The organism is Sphingobacterium sp. ML3W, assembly GCF_029542085.1.
In the GTDB taxonomy this organism is placed as follows: Bacteria; Bacteroidota; Bacteroidia; order Sphingobacteriales; family Sphingobacteriaceae; genus Sphingobacterium.
The window spans coordinates 3,810,361-3,829,390 of the sequence record NZ_CP107036.1 but is presented as its reverse complement, the minus strand read 5'-3'; the positions used below and the strand labels follow the sequence as shown (position 1 = coordinate 3,829,390).

Genomic DNA, 19,030 nt, shown 5'->3' with positions numbered 1-19,030 from the left:
CTGACAGAAATCCAATAAATAAGACCATATAAGTGTAATCGTATATTTAATTGAAATGCCTTATTTTTACAAAAATATATTTCGATGGTACTGACTGAATTTAAAACGATAAAAGGATTTGTATTGGATGTGGACGGCGTATTGACAGATGGAACTGTACAAGTTAACGAGAGGGGAGAACAGCTGCGAACTTTTAATATCAAAGATGGATATGCGATGCAATTGGCTATAAAAAAAGGATATCCAATCTTTGTCATTACTGGTGGAGCTTCAAAAGGGGTGGAACTGCGTCTTCATGGGTTGGGGGTTAAAGAAATTCACTCCCGTGTTTCAGATAAACTTTCGCTATTGAAAGCATTGGCTAATACGTATAATCTTGGACTTGATCAATTGATGTATATCGGGGATGATATTCCTGATTTTAGTTGCATGCGATCTGTTGGTTTGGCTGTGTCGCCGGCGGATGCTGTGGAGGAAATTAAGAAGATATCGCATTACATTTCTGGTTTTAATGGTGGAAAAGGAGTCGTACGGGAACTGATCGAAAAAGTACTTAAAATACAAGGGAATTGGTATGAGGATGAAACGATAAAAAGCATTTAATGATGTTGAAAAATTTAAAGAATAAAACGGTTATCTTGGGTTCTCAATCGCCTAGACGGAAACAGTTATTATCAGGATTAGGAATCGAGTTTGAGGTAGAGGTTCGGGAGACTGATGAGTATGTTGATCCGAGTCTTTCTGCCACTGAGGCAGTTCGTCAGATCGCATTGCAAAAAGTGAAAGCTTTTGCGGATAAATCGGACTGTTTGGTTATCTGTGCAGATACCGTTGTTGTTTCAACAGCTGGTGAGATTTTGGGAAAACCAAAGACTGAGACTGAAGCCATGCAGACTTTAGAGAATTTATCCGGAAAGAAGCATTTGGTTATCACTGCTGTCGCTACACAGTGGCAAGGTATTGTACATTCCTTTGTGGAAACGACAACAGTCTATTTCCATGTCTTGGATCGGGATGAGATAGACTATTATGTTACTAATTTTTCTCCACTTGATAAAGCTGGGTCTTATGGTATTCAGGAATGGATTGGTTTAATTGGCATAGAGAAGATAGAAGGTGAATATAATAATGTGGTGGGGCTTCCAACAGCACGGTTATATCAGGAACTGAAAAAGTTAATATAAAAAAAGCGGCTTAGCCGCTTTTTTTATATTAAATCAGTACTATTTTATGAAATAGCGTACACCTGTATAGAACATTCGTCCTGTTAAAGGGCCCCATAGCATGGAGGTATCGAAGTAATTTCCAAAGGGTTGATCCGCTGCAAGGATTGGTGTTTTCTGGAAATAGTTTGAAAGATTTTCCCCTCCTAAATAAACAGTGAAGTTTTTATCCTTTCCAAATGTTTTGCTGATCTGCGCATTCATTGTAGCATACGTTTTTGATTCGGTTGGCATCTGGTATTCAACTGGGTTGTCCATGGTTGAAGGTATACGCTTTGGTCCAACAACATTTAATGTATAATCTAAGCTCCATCCGGAATGATGATTATAGGCTAAATTGACAAAACCACGGTGTTTAGCTAACAAGGGTTTAGTTTTTCTTCCACTCTGAAAGTCGGTCTGGACATCCAATAGACGGTAAGCTAATCTCGTTTCAAAATGTGGGGCAGGCATAAATCTAAATTCTGTCTGCAAACTGTTGGAAAATGATTTTCCTGTTAAGTTGTAAAAACTGATTTCTCTTGGATTCTCGTAATCGACCACAACCTGATTGGAAAAGCTGTTATGGAAAAATTCAACTGAGGCAGAGGCTTCTCTTCCAAATACGCGCATGTTTTGATCTACTGCAATCCCTGTGTTCCAAGAGACTTCTGGTTGCAGGCCATAGGCTCTATTATAAATATCCTGGGACTGAATGATCAGTCTTCTACTACTAGCCAAAACGGCTGTATTCTCCGCAAAGATATTTGCTGTACGCTGACCTCTTCCTGAGCTTGCACGAAATGTAGTTCCAGTAATAGGAGCATAGCGTAAATTTAATCGTGGTGTGGTAAACCATCCATACAATGAGTTGTAATCTTGACGTAGCCCCACTACTGCATCAAATTTTTCGGATGGACTGAAGGTATATTCCGCAAAAGCACCGGAAACGACTTCTTTACGTTTGAAATTTTGATCTGTTAAATACCATTCATCGTAGTTATCGTAATTGATAGAGGCACCTACACGATATTTATGGGCTACTGTACCTATAATATCCTGGAACAGTAGGTTAGCATAGCCATTCTGTTGCTCAGAATTGTAGTTTTTTAATCCGAAATAACTTTTTTGATTGTAGTTGGAACCGGCTAACTGTAAGCCAATACTGCGGTGTTTGTTTTCTGGAAATACATAACCGATTTTAGCAAAGCCTTCAACACGTTCGATGTCAAAACCAAGACCATAACGATTGGTTGTTCCTTTATCTGTTTTTTTGTTAAAATCTATCTGTCCACCGGTACGATCATCATTTAAATACTTCACGCCAAATTGTACCATTAAACCTTTACCATTCTCATAGAGCCATCTGTTTACACCAGAGAAGAGATTACCAACTGGAACATCCCGGAATCCATTGTGGCTAAAATTCATGGATTTATTGTACATAAAGTTGTCGTGTAATAAAACTGATGTGGACCAATGTTGACCTATTTTTTGTGAAAGATTCAAATTCACATCGGTACGTCCCATATTATTGGCATAGGCATTAAAAAACAGCCTTTCGGAGTTTTGAGGTTTTTTCAGTTCAACGTTGATCTGACCGGCCATACTTTCGTACCCATTAGCTACGGAACCAACGCCTTTTGCAATTTGAATGGATTCGATCCAAGTACCAGCAATGGAATTTAATCCCAATGGTGAAGCTAGACCACGCGGTCCTGGTAAGTTTTCGACCGTCAATTGGGTATATATACCACTTAGACCTAGCATCTGAATCTGTTTACTACCAGTTACAGCATCAGCACTTATCACATCCACTGAGGCATTGGTCTCAAAGCTTTCACTTAAATCACAACAGGCCGCTTTAAATAATTCTTTCCCAGTCAGAACCTCCAGTCTTGCAGGTGTCATACGATCAATATAAGTGGATTTACGCGTTCCTTTGACTTCGACCTCCATTAGCACATTACCTTTGGCTGTAATCATGACGACCTCATGTAAGTCTTTAATTGTAATCGTATCGGATTTCATACCAACGTAACTAACAACAAGCTTGTCAAAACCTTCTTTGTGTTCTAACTTAAATACACCATTCTCATTGCTTCGGGTATTTCTGCTTGGCAAATTTGCCCAATGTAAATTAGCTCCAACAATAGGTTTTAGATCTCCCTTTTCATTCTCTTCGACAACAACACCTGTCACGGTATGTGGATGATCATGATGTCCAGCTTCGGTAGGTACTGCCTTTTTTTCAGGAACCTCTCCATTTTCCAATCTGGGATACATACAACATTCATGAAGCTTTGCATAGGATTCGTCACTTGCAACCAGATTGTCTACATCGTGTCCGACTTGGGCAATATTCTTTTTGATTGTTTCCAGTTCAACTTTTTTTGCATTGTATTTGAGATGTAGCAAATTATCACTCGCGTTCCATACAGCGCTTTCGACACCTTGTAATTTTGCAGCAGTTTCGATCCTTTTTTTACACATCGCACAGTTACCGGCTACAGTAAGCGTTCTTGTGCTGTCGCTTTGTGCCTGCGCAATTGCGAAGGAAAATAACAATAAGAGGGTTGTAGTATATATTTGTTTTAAAATTTGATTCATAGTTTTTTGATAATGTACGGACTAAAAAAACGTGCATAGCATGTAAGGTCGAAGGTAATATCTTCGACGTCTATTTTGATTAAAAATCAAAAAATTAGGAAATCAAATTCTGAAACTCTGATTTAGAATAAATACAGAAGGGCTGTATCTCTTTAGGAAGGTGCTCTGATTTGTACTTAATTTGGATGAACTATCCTCATCTGTGGAAAATTGGTAATAATTATGTATCCAGTGAAGGGTAATAATCGCCGGAGAAAAATTATTGAAATTAAGTGTCTGAGATAATCTGTTGAAATCATCTACTTTTTGGGCAGCAATGGTTACGTCCTTGCAACTACCTTCCTGATGACAGTGGTTTTGATGCTTTTTTTCTGACTTGGCACACATCGGACAATGAGCCGTTTGATTTTGGCTTAATGATACACTTTGTGCTTCTCCTTGACAGAAATGGAAATGGAGGGTTGCACCGCTTGCTGCAAGCAAATAAAAAAATAAGCCGATGAACAATGCAATTTTCCTCATTTCCACAAATGTAGATAAAATTTGTATTTTTTATTTGTAATATTTTGGATAAATGTTATAACTTGTAGATAAGAAATGAAAAACCAAAAATTACCGTTATGATATGTCTATTATTTATTAACTCTATCAGTTTATATTTATTGGCTGTTTTTTTGATCGTTGGTGCAGTTTTACTGTATAAAGGATTCAACCACGTTATTCGTCGCATACAGGAATAATATCGAAAGGTATGGTTTGTCGTGTGATGATTTCTGAAAATAAACGATTTCAGACGTATTGACTATTTGTTGCAAGAATCATAGATAGACGGGGTTATCTCCTTTCGAAAATAACCCCGACTCAATTTTTTATTATCGGCTTAATAGTGGATCACTTTTTCCGCTTTCCCCAGTTTCTATACGGCCCGCATATTGCTCTTGGAATGTATTGTCATCTTTGCAGCTGATACGGAAATCATACCAAAAACTTTGTTTGGAAAGATCAAACTGAATTGTTGATGTCTCACCGCTTTTGAGTTGGACTGCTTTTTTGCCCTGTCCATAACTGATGTCTTCAAGTAAAAGCTGGTGATTTTTACTGTCTTGATTTATACAAGTGAACAACAGGCGACCCGTAAATGATTTTTCATCTCTGCTCTTTTCATAAGTACAACGGATTTTGATATTTGGATGTTTAGCGTCGCCTTTAAACATACGATAAAATCCATTTGGTCCATGTACATCAAGTTGAAATAATCCATTTTCAAACGCATTGATAGCCCAATTGTCTGACAAACTGCCTCCTGGGGATACAGCATAGTTACGGGAAGTTCCAATCTCACCCTTATAAGGAGTACTATGATATACTGTAAACGGTGAACCCGCAGAATGTTTTCCAAATGTCTTGTTTGAAGCTTCAAATGTTAGTTGATATCTTCCACCGGATAGATATTCTCCATGTGTATAAAGCTCATAGGGAAGAGTGCAGGAGTCACGAAGCCCTTCTTCTTGTTTCGGAAAATAGGGTGAGTGGGTAGGATCCTGCTCAATCTGCTTGATCTCATCTGCAGTTAATGCCTTGAATCCCATCGGAAGACCTTTAAATTTTGCCTGGTGAATCTCTTTGATAAATGGCTGACGTTCTAATACCAATGGCTTTTTAATTACTTCTCCATTATAAGGTCTAAAAGCAGAAGTGAGATCTCCGCAGACCGCACGTCGCCAGCTGCTCACATTGGTTTCCTTTGCTTCTTTTTTTACTTTGTGGCTAATGAATTTCTCTAAAAACTGCAAGCTTGAGGTATGGTCAAATACCTGTGAGTTTACCCAGCCACCTCTTGTCCAGGGAGAAGCAATGATCAAAGGGACACGATAGCCCAAGCCGATGTTGCTTTCTCTTCCACTTTCGGGGTAATACTGTTCGTCGCGACGCACAAATTCCAATTTTGGGTCAATATCTGGGGACACTTTACCGCTATCTGCTTCATAAGGATTAGGAGCTGTAAAAGGAGCGAAGTGATCAAAATAACCGTCATTCTCATCATAGGTAAGGATAAAGATTGTCTTTTTCCAGACTTCTGGATTTTGTGTTAGGATATCCATAATTTCGCTCACATACCAGGCACCAAACCAAGGAGAGTCTGGATGATCCGAGAAAAGTTGAGGTGGAGCAAGCCAGGATACCGTTGGTAGTTTACCTGCTTCGACATCTTTTCTAAATTGATATAACACATCACCTTTTGGGATTTGTAATTCCCGTTGATTGTCGCCTTCCTGATAATGCATCGTTTCTAGATCCATGTAATCGGGCTGAGCACTGTTATTCACGAAGGCACGACGATGAATATCTTTCGTTTGTTCATCAAGTTTTTCAAAGTTCTCCGTCGTGTATTGTTGTAGCTCTTCCAGCACATGTTTATGCTCCTTATGTAACTTTTCAAGCGTATCTTTCGCCGTTGTTGTGGCTATTTTCTTTTCCAGTTCTTCTTTTTTGCGTGCGAGCAGCTCTCTGTAGCGAGGACTATATTTGACTTGATACTGTGGGAAATATTCCATGGGGTTACAGCCAAAATTCGCTAACCAGCTATTGGCTTCACCACTGTATCCAGCACTGCTTGACGAAATTTCATTTTGATATATTTTCCAGTCTACGCCAAGTGCCGAAAGACGTTCTGGGAAGGTCTTCCAGTTTGCTTTACCACTAAATTCTGAGTCACCGTTCCAGACGAGGGCTTTTCCGTTCAGGTTTTCCCGGATATTAGCTGTCCAGAAATAGAGCCGGTTGGGATTTGTACCTGTAATACTTGAACAGAAATGTTGATCGCAGATCGTAAAAGAATCTGCCAACGAATAGTAGAATGGAATGTCTTCTCGTGTATAATGTCCCATGGTCAGTGGAAGGTCTGCGAACTCTTTAAATCCAGAATGTTTGACATCTAGCCATTTGTTCATCTTTCCCTTGTTTCGGGCATCGGTTTGATCGGTCCAATTATGAGGCAAACATCCCATCCATGTAATTTTTGAATCTTTAATATCCAATCGGAAAGGAGCGTATGTTTCACCTGTTTTTTGCGTCTGTAACCACACTTTGTTTCTGTTTGGCTGGCGGATCGCCCTTGGATCATTGAAACCTCGTACTCCCCGTAGTGTACCAAACGCATGATCAAAAGATCTATTCTCTTGCATTAGTAGAACCACATGTTCAGCATCATAAAAAGTGCTCCCTAAAGCGGGGTCGATGGCCATTGCTTTTGCAATGGCGGATGGAATAACTTGGGAAAGTGATGCTCCCCCAGCAAGCATTGCCGCTTTTTTTAGAAAATCTCTTCTAGTATCCATGTTTAGTTTATTTGATTAGCCACATACTGGCATTTACATTATCTCCCTCAGGAAATTGTCTCTCTATAGCAGCATCTAGATTCACCTTATTATATTGTGACTCGGAAAGTGGGTATTGCCAGCGTTTAGGCACTTTGCCGCCATTCAACGTTCCAGGCCCCACCCTTAGAGTCGGGATTCCGGTACGGCGCTGTTCAAAAAAAGGTTCCCAGCTTGAATTCATATAGAAAGCAATGTATTTCTGTGTCAATATTTTTGTTAAAGGGTCACCGGTAGCTAATTTAACAAGATCTTTATTAAGGTAATCAGTAACAATCATTCCAGTTATTTTATAGAAAGCCATTGACGCCGTTATTCCTTTTTGATAATGGTTGTTCATATCTCCTGTAATCCAACCACGTTGAATAGCCTCTGCGATTAGAAATTCTTGCTCTGCATAACTTAAGAATATCATCGGTTCATTCACTGGACTACGGAGGTCGACAAATCTTCTTGCAATTAGAGACGATTGAGCAGCACTGGCTTGTTGATCGGCAGGTGATAGGCCGGCATCCACACCTTTATAGTTAGAAAAGACTCCCGCCGTTTTTCCTGCGATTGGATCCCCAAAAGAAAATAAACGCGGGTCTTCTCGTTTTTGTAGTATTTCAACAAAAGATTGTTCGAGTGATACTAGAGTGGAAACGCTTAAATGCCCAGCTGTAGGGTAATAGTTTGATGGATCAGTCGTATTGAATACCAGTTGTGCATTGTCACTGTTAGTTTCCATCAAGGGATACTTTGTCGGATTGCTCAGGATAGCTTGGAATTGTTGCTTAATGGCTATTTTCGACTGGCCTTCTTTTTTTGAAAGATGGATCAGTAGACGTAACCTGTAAGCATTAACGAATTTTTTCCATTTAGTGGCGTCGCCGCCATAGATGATATCACCGTCTATTTTTCCATTTGCCACATCCAGGAGGGAGTTAGCTTGCTCCAGTTCCTGCAGTAGTCCATCATAGATATCTTCTTGTTTGTCATAGATTGGCGTGCGACCGTCTTGTTCGGCGCGAAGGGCATCTGTATAGGGAATATCGCCAAAGGTTTCTGTCATTTGCGCAAAATAGATTACACGAAACAAATGAGCAAGTCCTTGGAAATTTTTGTTGTCCGTAACAAGAGGTTCTAATTTGAGCACTTGACGTAAACCTCCATAATTATCATAATCGCCGCGATTCCAATTGTAGTTGATGGATTCGTTAGGTCGTTCATAATAAGTGAGGTGCCTTGAGGCATAAGCTGCACTGATAGGATTATTGTTAAAGATATTCTGACAGATATAGGTCATTAATAATGCCGGCGTAGCTTTGGTCGGTTTATTGGGATTGTCTTGATAATAATCAAATTTTTTGCAGCTAGTCACCATGGTGAATAAGCAAACGAGCCAAGGAATATATGTTTTTTTCATAATAAGTTCTCCAATTAAAATTTAAGATTGACATTGAAACCGATGTTACGAACGGTCGGTTCAGCGAGCTGTAAGTCACTATATCCGTCAGGATCCATATAAGGGACCTTCGACCAGAGTAATAAATTGCGTCCTACCAATGAAAAACTCGCTGTCTTAAATGGTGTTTTGGTTAAAAGGTTGCTGGGGATTTGATAGCTTAGTGTCAACTCTCGTAGTTTAACAAAAGTTCGATCGTAGAGAGTTGACTCATCAATTCCGTTTGTGTAAGTTGCAAAAACCCAATCCACATAGTTTACCTTGGTGGTATTAGGAACGAAAGTGCGGGAATCACCAGTTATATTGCCTTGGGCATCATAGGTAACATCTCCTCCGGTTTGTGTTACGCCACCGGCAAGATAGGTCTTTTCGCCACGGTAAGCATCGTCACGGTAACTATTTGCGGTATTGGGATGCATACCACCTTCATACATTTTTGCTTCTATAGCATTATTTGTTTTCCCCCCAATACGACCGTCGAAAGCAAAGGAAATTCCGAAATTTTTATATTGAAAGTTATTCAGAAACCCAAATTCCCAGTTCGGTAGCATATAGCCAAGATTGACCTGCTGATTAATGTATTGCGGAATTCCATTTTCATGGACAATCTGTCCATCTGGAGACTTTTGCCATGCCCAGCCGCGATAGATATCCATTCGTTCCCCCACTTTTACACCACCGCGAATTTCTTCACCACCTTGATATTCAAGCACCGTATTACGTAATCGGGAGTAATTTAATGTTGTACTCCATTTAAAATTCTCCGTCTGTACAGGTGTTCCTGATACGACAACTTCGATACCTCTCCGTCGGTAACGGTCACCATTTACTTGAAGTTTTGCAAACCCTGAAGCTTCCGATAGGGGGACTTCTACAACATTGTTAGTCCGGTCATAGTTGAAATAGGTGAAATCAACGCCGATCCGATTGCGAAATAGACGTAACTCAGCACCGTATTCCTGAGAGATTGTTTTGTTGGGTTTTAATCCCGGAGGACGTAAGGCATCAGGAAGATACAAAGAAGGGTTTCCGTTCCATCTGCTACCGATTTCGTAGGTTAACAGCGCACTATAGGCATTGATATCGGTCGTGGCATCTGTTACAGCACCGCGTAGTTTAAAGTAAGAGATTACTGCAGGTAAATGGAACATTTCGGATACGATCAGGCTCAAGGAAGCTGAAGGATAGAAATATGAATTGTAAGGGGATTGTAAAGCAGAGGTCCAATCGTTTCTTCCTGTTAAACTTAAAGTTGCCATATTACGATAGTCCAGATCAACATAGCCATACATTCCATATACTTGTTTTTCCACGCGTTCATTGGTAGAGCGGACAGGGTCTCTGGAATTATCCAGGTTGTACCATGCTGGAACAGAGAGCCCACCTGTTGTTCTAGACTCCAGTTTATTGTACTGGTCTAATCTAGTACTCGCCCCGACACTGGCACTAATCGTAAAATCTTGGGATAGTTTTTTATCATAGGTCAATAGTGCATCACTGACAAAACGCATGCGATTATCACGATTGACGCTATAATTACCATAAGGTGCTGCGGCTGTACCATAATTGATATAACTATATGGAACGCGGCTTTCACTGTTAGCAAAGTTTGTGGTAATGCCACCGCGAACGAGTAATTTTAGGTCGTTGTTAAACTTATATTTGATATTTCCTTGTGATACAATGACATCATTGGTATAGGCTCTTTCCTTCTCGTATGCTAAGAACCAAGGGTTATTATACCAGCTATAATTATAGGTTAATTGTTCCGAGCCTTCCCGCCCTGGTTTCCAATAATTCCGCATATCCCGAATGTCGACATCAGGTCCCATCCATAATACGATGTTGTAAAGATAATTATCAGGAGAATAATCACTATTTGGATAATTAGGTGAGTATTGTCTATTATAGGATAGTGTTGCCTCGGCATCGAGTTTACTGTTTAGTTTGAGCTTCCCTGCTAGGCTTAATGTGGTAGAATTTAACGTGGTGTTGGGCACTTGGCCTTTCTGATACAAATGAGATAATGAGATGCGATAATCTGACTTGTCCGTTGATCCGGCCACACTCAAATTATGGGTCGTTATTAAGCCATTAGTGAGAAAATTATTTAAATTTTCTTTCCCTCTACTGATCCATAGAAGGGGTTTCAATTTATTTGTCGCTGGATCCAATGGACTATTGTATTGTGGTATTTCGACAAAACCGCTACTTGTGCTCGGATCAGGTTGATTCAATTTTGGTCCCCAGACGTAACCATAGGCATCATTGATACCACCACCTTTTCCATCGACAAACGCGTATTTTCCATTAAATCCCATGCCATAGTCCTGCTGTGTTTTGGGAATACGTAAGAATCCGGCTTGAAATTCCGTACTAGAGTTATAGGTGAGTTCAATTCCTGCAGTTCCGCCTTTGCCCTTTTTGGTAGTGATCATAATAGCACCGTTTTGTGCTACTGAACCATATAAAGCTGATGAAGCAGTTCCTTTCAATACAGTAATATTTTCTATATCATCCGCATTTATGCTCCACATATTAAAGCCATCTGGGGCAGGAACCCCATCAATGACGATTGTAGCATTGCCCCCTCTCAGTGTAATTTCGGGATTTTCAAATAGGGTAGATTTAGTTTTGATTTGGAGGCCAGCAACTTTACCAACCAAGCTAGACGCAACATTAGGCTCACGGGCTACGGACAGACTTTCTCCCTTAACTTCCTGTGCAGCATAAGCCACCTTCCGCTTCTCTTTATTAATACCTAAGGCAGTGACGACCACTTCCGCCATCGCATTGCTGATTGGGTTCATCACTACCTGAAGATCTTTGTCTTTCACTGTAATTTCCTTTCTCTCGTATCCCAAAAAACTAAAGACTAGTGTTGAGTTAACGGGTACCTTTAATGCAAATTTTCCTTCTGAATCCGTGCGGGTTCCAATTTTATTGTCAGTTTTTGTATAGATGTTAACGCCAGCAAGTGGTCCCTTTTCATCCCTTACAGTCCCTGAAATATCGATTTGTTGTAACCTAAGGGCTGCCGTAATTGTGATTGTTCGCGACATCTTTTGGTAGCTCAGCCCTCTCGGAGCGAGGATTTTTTCCAATGTTTCATCTAAAGACGCCTGTTCTACTGTAAGATTAACTGGTTCTGCTTTATTTACCAGGTCGCTTGAATAAAAAAACTTATAATCAGTCTGTTGTGCTATTTTTTTTAGCACATTATCCAAGCGCATGTGCTTGACTGATAGGTTGATTTGTTGTCCGTTTGTTTTGGCATTGAGCCCAATTGAGAACAAGATGAAGATGATTGTCAATTTCATTCTTCTAATGATTAAATAATGTTCCGTAAAAAAACGACATAGTTGTATCGTTTCTTTACGATCACAGAAATATTCCATAATTTTGAATTAAGGTTGTTTAACGATTTTTTTGAACAGCTTTTTTGAATAGATTGCGGAGATGTTACCACCATCTCCGCTTTTTTTTGTGTTAACTTCGTATCATAGGCAGCGTTTTTATTTGTTTTTTTGTTTAACAGTAAGATGATTGCCATTAAGGATAAAATCCAGGTTACCTACATTTGCAAGCATTTTCAGTACGCCATTTAATTTACTGTTGCGATCCATACTACCACTATATAGACCCTTGGGTAAATTTCCAACTATGCTGACTTTCAAATCATACCAATTACTAATATCTTGTAATATCTTACCTAATGTTTCATCTTTAAAATAGAAATATCCTTCTTTCCATGCAGTAGCACCCTCAATATCTATAGCTTGTGTTTTTAACTTGTTTTTTTCATCTATAAAAGCTCTTTCCCCTGGCGTCATGATGATGTGCTGATCATGATAGGTCAATTGGACCGATCCTTCGACCAATGTAGTTGATATATGTTTGGGATGATAGGCTCTTACATTGAAAGCAGTACCTAATACAGAAATATTGAGATCTCTAGTTTGGACTTTAAAAGGACGTTTTTTATCTTTTTGTACTTTAAAGAATGCTTCTCCTTCGACTTTGACAAAGCGCTCATCTGTAGGAAAGCGATTCGGAAAATAGAGCTTAGAATTGGCGTTTACCCATACAGTTGATCCATCTGGCAATTGTATTTCGAACGTTCCAGCTTTTGGAACTTCGAGGATGTTCCATTGTATAGTTTCTTCTGCGGAACTGCCGCTATATACTAATCGTCCCTTTTCATAATTAAGATTGCTGTTTTTTTCATTGATAGGTTGTTGCTGATCAAAGTTCAATTTTTTGCCGTTATATAACGTAAGGCGAGCCTGGTTTTTCCCTGGTAGAATTTCTTCGGTTTGTTTTTTAGCAGCCTGCATGATCGTTTCTTTAGGTATACCTGGTTTGTTTTGCCAAAGCACTGCTAAAAGACAGAGGATTATTACGGCAGCTGCAACAACGGAAAATCGCCATAATGTTTGTACCTGGCCCCGTTTTTTTTCACTCTCCTGAAACTTAGACATGGTCAGTGCCAGCTTTTTGTCCGTAGCACCGACGATAGATGCAACAGCTGGGGAGGAACTTTCGGATTGGCCCATCGTCATCTGTTGTGTAATGAGATTGCGGAGCTCATCCATTGATATTGGAGAACCAAAATGTCGCATCAATTGCTCGATATCTTCTGCCGAACAACGATTGGCAATAAAATCCTCAAATAATTTATTCAAATTTTTCTTTTCCAAGGGACTCGTTTTATATCTATTACGTGTTACTCAGGAAAAGTCACTACAAGAAATTAAAATATTTTTTATTTTTTTTGTGGGGACGCTATTTAACCCAGATCAGAAGCAGGAAGTAGGGAAGGTTTACGGGATTCTGTAGAAATAGTAATATTTTTTTATTGGCACGATTTAAATGGTTACTAATCGTATTTGGAGATATTTGCAAGAGGTTGGAAACCTCTTCATAGCTACGGCCTTCAATTTTGCACAGCTGGAAAACTGTTCTGCATTTGGGCGGAAGTTCTGTGAGCGCTTTATCTATTAATTCTCTTCTGTATTTATTTTCCAATAGCTCATCTATATGTTGATAAACAGTTTCCTGTATAGCAATAAGATATTCCTGGTAATTTCTATCCTTACTGATTTTCCGGTAAAAGTCTGCGACCATATTGGCTGCTATCCGGTAAAGATAACCCTCAAAGGAGCGTTGAGGATCAATCTTGGTTCTATTTTCCCAAACCTTGACAAAAACATCATGGAGTATATCTTCTGCAACATCAGACGATTTTACGAGTTTAATCAGATTGCCAGCTAGTTGGTGCTTGTATGTATTGTACAGCCATTCAAAAGCAATCATTTCGCCTGCGTTTAAGCGAATGATCCATTCGGTATAATTTAGATCTTCAGCCTTGCTCTTCATTTTGCGAAACTATTGGTTATAGATGAATTGGTTGTTAATTGAATGTAATCAGATTGTGTAGACAAGTCTTAACGAGATTCAGGCTCGTTAAAGTGAACTGCCAGCCAAAGTATATCTACGATACAATATTAGTAAATTATGAATGAAGTTTACAAATATCTTTTAAAGGAAGCAGAATTTTAGGTTATTCTATAATTGGGCTATAAAGCTTCTTTTTAACATCTTAACAGGATACTAACGCGAGTTCATCGCTTTCCGTTGAACACGCGCTAGCACATTGTTTTTATTTTACCCCTTTATTGATTTGATAAAATCAGGAATCTGATCCATATAATCTTGCTCCGTCAATCTTTTTACAAATGCACTACCGATAATTGCACCAGCAGTATATTGACTTGCTTTTTGAAATGCTTCTTTGTTTGAAATTCCGAACCCAACGATTAAAGGGTTTGTCAGCTGAAGATCATGTATCCGCTTGAAATAAGCATTGGTATCCTCGCCTACATCTAGTGTTTTTCCCGTTGTGGCATTGGAGGACAATAAGTAGATAAAACTATTGGATAGACTATCTATTTTTCGGATTCTTTCAGTTGAAGTCTGCGGCGTTACGATAAAGATATTTGCGATGCCGTTTTTCTCAAAAGTTTCCCTATAGAGATCCTCGTATTCATACATTGGTAGGTCGGGAATAATCACCCCATCTACACCTACATTTTTGCACTCTTCACAGAATTTCTCTACGCCAAATTGGATTACGGGATTAACATAGCCCATCAGAAAGACCGGGATCTGTACATGTTGGCGTAGCTCACGTAATTGTTCAAATAATTTTTTGACAGTCATTCCGTTGGCCAGAGCAACTTCTGAACTGTGTTGGATAACAGGTCCATCTGCAACAGGATCGGAGTAGGGAAAACCTATTTCTAAAAAGTCGGCACCCGCTTCTTCCAATTTCTTGGCTATGCGGATCGTACTGTCCAGTTCGGGATATCCTGCTGTAAAATATATCGATAGAAGGGGGTTGCCTTCTTTTTTTTCAATCGTATTCATGCGTTAAAAATCAAAGTATTTCATATAGTTATCGAGATCCTTATCGCCGCGTCCTGATAAACAAACGACAACGGTTTCATCACCCTTGAAAGGGATTTTTCCTAAATAAGCGAGTGCATGTGAGCTTTCGATTGCGGGGATAATACCCTCCAGTCGAGTGAGTTCCAGTCCCGCGCGCATCGCCTCATCATCTGTGATACTCACATATTTTCCTCTTCCGGATTTAAACAGCCAAGCATGTTGCGGTCCGATGCCAGGGTAATCAAGTCCGGCAGAGATTGAGTAAGGTTCTATGACCTGACCATCTTCAGTCTGCATTAATATGGATCGACTACCATGCAGTACACCTTCTTTTCCGAGGGCTGTTGTCGCTGCAGATTCACCGGAATCAACACCATGTCCCGCTGCTTCTACAGCATACAATTGTACAGATTCCTCATCCAGAAAATGATAGAACATCCCTGCAGCATTGGATCCGCCACCCACACAAGCTAATACGATGTCTGGATTCTCTTTACCTGTTTTTGTTAATAACTGTATTTTGGTCTCTTCGGAGATAATGGATTGGAAGCGGGCAACCATGTCAGGGTATGGATGTGGGCCTACAACAGAGCCAATAATGTAATGTGTATCGACCGGATTATTGATCCAATCACGCAAAGCTTCATTGGTCGCATCTTTGAGCGTTTTTGAACCAGATGTTGCAGGAATAACTTCCGCACCCATCATTTTCATTCGCGCAACATTGGGTGCCTGTCTTTTAATGTCAATTTCTCCCATATAGACGGCACATTGTATCCCCTTTAATGCGCAAACAGTAGCTGTAGCTACACCATGTTGTCCAGCCCCCGTTTCTGCGATGATCCTTTTTTTCCCTAGACGCTCAGCTAAAAGGATCTGACCGATGGTGTTATTGATTTTATGTGCGCCAGTATGGTTGAGATCTTCACGTTTGAGATAGATCGTTGTACCATATTTTTCAGACAGTCGCTTCGCATGGTACAAAGGGGAGGGGCGCCCTACGTAGTCACTGAGTAGTTGATTGAATTCCTCCTGAAAACTTTTTTCTCCGATTATCTTGAGATATTCTTCACGTAGCTCTTTTACATTGGGATAGAGCATTTCGGGGATATAGGCACCACCAAATGGACCGTAATACCCTTTTTCATTGACTTGGTATATACTCATTGTTTAATACTATTTATGCTGTGGGCCAAAAGATCGATATCTTTTAACCCCGGTTCTACTTCAAATTTTGAATTGAGATCCAAGGCATATAACCTGGGATCATTTGCTCGTAAAGCGTCTTTGATGTTGTCCGCATCTAATCCGCCACTGAGGAAATAAGGGTACTCGAGCTTGTATTGATGCAATAAAGACCAGTCGAATCGTATGCCTGTACCACCATAGGAGTTACTTTTGGTGTCAAATAGAAAATAATCAATTGCCCCAACATAGGCGTCCAATACTGTCCAGTCGAAATATTGGTCTATACCAAAAGCTTTGATCACAGGTACGGCCGTATGTTGCTTAAGTTCCTCACAAAATTGAGGGCTTTCATCTCCGTGCAATTGAACAGCATTTAAATTGAATTTGTCTATTTTATCATAAATTTCCGTCAGGTTTGCGTTCACAAAAACACCAACTTTTGTGACGCTCTTAAGCCCTTTTATATATTCACGGTTGGCATCGCCAACAAATCGTTTGGATTTTTCATAAAATATAAAACCGATGTAATCAACAGCAAGAGCGGTCGTTGCGACGATATTGTCGGGGTATTTCATGCCACAAACTTTTATCTTAATTGACATTTTACTGGTTTGTTACTTTTTTGAAACTTTTGAACGCTTTTCCTGTCATGAGTGACTCTTCTGCTTCATAGAAACAGTCACCGAAAGATTTTTCAGGATGAAATGTTTTTATGGCAAATGCCGCATTTGTCAACACTACATTGTTCTGTACATCTGTGCCCTCATTATTCAAGATAGATAAAAACGTCTGTGCTGCTTCAGCCACGCTTTCTCCACCAGCAAGTTCCTGGGGATGAATAGGGCTAAAGCCTAGTTCCTCCATATTATAATAATTTTCACCCTGATTGTTGATGACCTTGAAATCTCCTGTCATCGATATTTCATCATAGCCATCCAAAGCGTGGATAATAGAGTACTGTTTGTTTGTATTTTGGTATAGATAACCATACAGGCGTGCAAGCTCTAAGCTAAATACACCTACAGATTGAAATTTCGGGTTGGCTGGATTTGTTAATGGCCCCAACATGTTAAAAAATGTTTTTACACCCAGGGCACGACGTATTGGCGCAACTGTTTTCATAGCTGGGTGAAACAGTGGTGCGTGTAGGAAGCATATGTTGGCTTCGTCAAGCTGACGCTGTAATTCAGCTTTGTCATTCGTAAATTGATAGCCCAAATACTCCATTACATTTGAAGACCCGCAGCTCGACGATACACCTATATTGCCGTGTTTGGCAACTTGATAGCCCGCACCGGCAGTAACGAAAGAAGCAATTGTAGAAATATTGAACGTGTTTTTGCCATCACCGCCCGTACCACATAGGTCGATCAGATCGTAGTCATCAAAATCCAATTGGAGGCACAGGTCATACATAGCATCTCTAAATCCACCAAGTTCTTCCACCCGAATACTACGCATGCCGTAAGCTGTCATAAAAGCAGCGATTTGATGACTGTCATATTTACCTTTGGCAATGTTGGTCAAGATCTCATAAGCTTCTTTTCGCGAAAAAGACTTGTATTCAAATAAATGGGCTAAAATTTCTTTCATAATTATTTTTAAATAAAAAAGGGCTTACCTTATTCAGGCAAGCCCATCATATCTTGATGTATATCAAATAATGCAATAGGAGTTTGCCACAACGTTATTCGTCATGCCACCACCAAGCTTTATTTAATATAGTTATTATCATTTCCGTTTTTATTAATACAAATATGGTTGATAGAATTTTAAAATGCAAGTGTTTTTATTGAAAAATTTTTAAGAAAGCTCCTTGCGCTTAAAATTGCTTTCAAACCGACCATTGTAGAAGCCGAGAATAAGACGGTTGGATTGTACTTATTTATTTCGAGAATAGAAAGATTGCCCATCAGATTTGCTTGAATACCATAGAAGGTATAGGTACTTGTACGGACAAACAATAAAGCTGATAAAAGACTAATAGAATACGAAATGTGCTTTATTGTTCCCTTTAGAAACTAAAGTAAAGGAGGCAATTTTTTTGTCCCGAATAACAGTAGCAAAAACAAAACGATTGAGATGCCTAACGAAATAGACCTGTTTTGGATCTATTCCTTCAAGGTCAATATCGAAGGTCTCTTTCCGACCAGCTTGTATAAAGTTGATATACTCTAATTTGCTGATATCCTTGCTCTGTACATTGATTCGCATCTCATCTATGCTGGCTAGAAGATATTCCTGTTGGTCTTCATCTAGATTTTTCGCTGTTAATATATCCTGGCTTAAAATGATGTCCGTTGCGAGATTGATATCATTGAGACGATGTACAAATTGTTTTAAAACAGTAACATTTTCGGAAGTGACCGGCTTTTCCTGTGCGAATAGGGGAATACATAGCATGTAACTTAGAAATGTTAACAACAATACCTTTACTTTTATCTTCATAAGCTTAAGACTGAACTTCATAGCAATGGATTAATTTCCTGAAATAAAAAACGCCTTTAACTAAAGGCGTTTTTTATTTTCTAGTATTCATCTTCATTGAAGAAGAAATCATCTTTTGTTGGATAGTCGGGCCAAATTTCTTCAATATTTTCATATGGCTCACCGTCATCCTCAAGAGATTGTAAGTTTTCAATTACCTCAACTGGTGCACCCGAACGAATAGCGTAATCGATTAATTCATCTTTTGTTGCTGGCCATGGTGCATCTTCTAGATGCGAAGCTAATTCTAATGTCCAATACATATAAAA

General features: G+C 39.5%; 14 protein-coding genes. 2 read left to right on the top strand and 12 right to left on the bottom strand.

The annotated features are described in order from the left end of the window. Window positions 1-84 precede the first annotated feature (84 nt). Window positions 85-603, top strand: a complete 519-nt coding sequence (locus OGI71_RS16255; RefSeq protein ID WP_282250318.1) for an HAD hydrolase family protein — start codon at window positions 85-87, stop codon at window positions 601-603. Next, on the top strand, window positions 603-1,184 hold the full coding sequence (locus OGI71_RS16250) for a Maf family protein (protein WP_282250317.1): 582 nt from the start codon (window positions 603-605) through the stop codon (window positions 1,182-1,184). The genes OGI71_RS16255 and OGI71_RS16250 overlap by 1 nt, the downstream gene beginning before the upstream one ends. A 39-nt stretch (window positions 1,185-1,223) precedes the next feature. Here OGI71_RS16250 and OGI71_RS16245 read toward each other — a convergent pair whose 3' ends face one another. The 12 genes from OGI71_RS16245 to OGI71_RS16190 all read right to left on the bottom strand — a co-directional run bounded on the left by OGI71_RS16245 (window position 1,224) and on the right by OGI71_RS16190 (window position 19,024). Then, window positions 1,224-3,812, bottom strand: coding sequence for a TonB-dependent receptor (locus tag OGI71_RS16245; protein WP_282250316.1), 2,589 nt, complete (start codon window positions 3,810-3,812; stop codon window positions 1,224-1,226). Between the two features lie 872 nt (window positions 3,813-4,684). Further along, a complete protein-coding gene (locus tag OGI71_RS16240; protein ID WP_282250314.1) occupies window positions 4,685-7,150 on the bottom strand; it encodes a phospholipase C, phosphocholine-specific in 2,466 nt (821 codons plus the stop codon). A 7-nt stretch (window positions 7,151-7,157) separates the two neighbouring features. Then, a complete protein-coding gene (locus OGI71_RS16235; RefSeq protein WP_282250313.1) occupies window positions 7,158-8,597 on the bottom strand; it encodes a SusD/RagB family nutrient-binding outer membrane lipoprotein in 1,440 nt (479 codons plus the stop codon). A gap of 14 nt (window positions 8,598-8,611) precedes the next feature. Then, window positions 8,612-11,956, bottom strand: a complete 3,345-nt coding sequence (locus OGI71_RS16230) for a SusC/RagA family TonB-linked outer membrane protein (RefSeq protein ID WP_282250311.1) — start codon at window positions 11,954-11,956, stop codon at window positions 8,612-8,614. Window positions 11,957-12,151: 195 nt separating this feature from the next. Continuing rightward, on the bottom strand, window positions 12,152-13,336 hold the full coding sequence (locus OGI71_RS16225; protein ID WP_282250310.1) for a FecR family protein: 1,185 nt from the start codon (window positions 13,334-13,336) through the stop codon (window positions 12,152-12,154). A gap of 85 nt (window positions 13,337-13,421) precedes the next feature. Continuing rightward, a complete protein-coding gene (locus OGI71_RS16220; protein WP_282250309.1) occupies window positions 13,422-14,015 on the bottom strand; it encodes an RNA polymerase sigma-70 factor in 594 nt (197 codons plus the stop codon). A gap of 288 nt (window positions 14,016-14,303) precedes the next feature. After that, window positions 14,304-15,065: a tryptophan synthase subunit alpha gene (gene trpA / locus OGI71_RS16215; protein WP_282250307.1), complete on the bottom strand. Its 762-nt coding sequence runs from the start codon at window positions 15,063-15,065 to the stop codon at window positions 14,304-14,306. A gap of 3 nt (window positions 15,066-15,068) precedes the next feature. Continuing rightward, window positions 15,069-16,253, bottom strand: coding sequence for a tryptophan synthase subunit beta (gene trpB, locus OGI71_RS16210; RefSeq protein WP_282250305.1), 1,185 nt, complete (start codon window positions 16,251-16,253; stop codon window positions 15,069-15,071). Further along, window positions 16,250-16,849 carry a phosphoribosylanthranilate isomerase gene (locus tag OGI71_RS16205; protein WP_282250303.1) on the bottom strand — a complete coding sequence of 200 codons (600 nt, stop codon included), beginning with the start codon at window positions 16,847-16,849 and terminating at the stop codon, window positions 16,250-16,252. The genes trpB and OGI71_RS16205 overlap by 4 nt, the downstream gene beginning before the upstream one ends. A 28-nt stretch (window positions 16,850-16,877) precedes the next feature. Continuing rightward, a complete protein-coding gene (trpD, locus tag OGI71_RS16200) occupies window positions 16,878-17,867 on the bottom strand; it encodes an anthranilate phosphoribosyltransferase (RefSeq protein WP_282250302.1) in 990 nt (329 codons plus the stop codon). A gap of 387 nt (window positions 17,868-18,254) precedes the next feature. Beyond that, window positions 18,255-18,722 (bottom strand): hypothetical protein, encoded by a 468-nt coding sequence (locus OGI71_RS16195; RefSeq protein ID WP_282250300.1) that lies wholly within the window; start codon window positions 18,720-18,722, stop codon window positions 18,255-18,257. 80 nt (window positions 18,723-18,802) lie between these two features. Further along, window positions 18,803-19,024, bottom strand: coding sequence for a DUF2795 domain-containing protein (locus OGI71_RS16190; RefSeq protein ID WP_028072584.1), 222 nt, complete (start codon window positions 19,022-19,024; stop codon window positions 18,803-18,805). Between the last annotated feature and the right edge of the window lie 6 nt (window positions 19,025-19,030).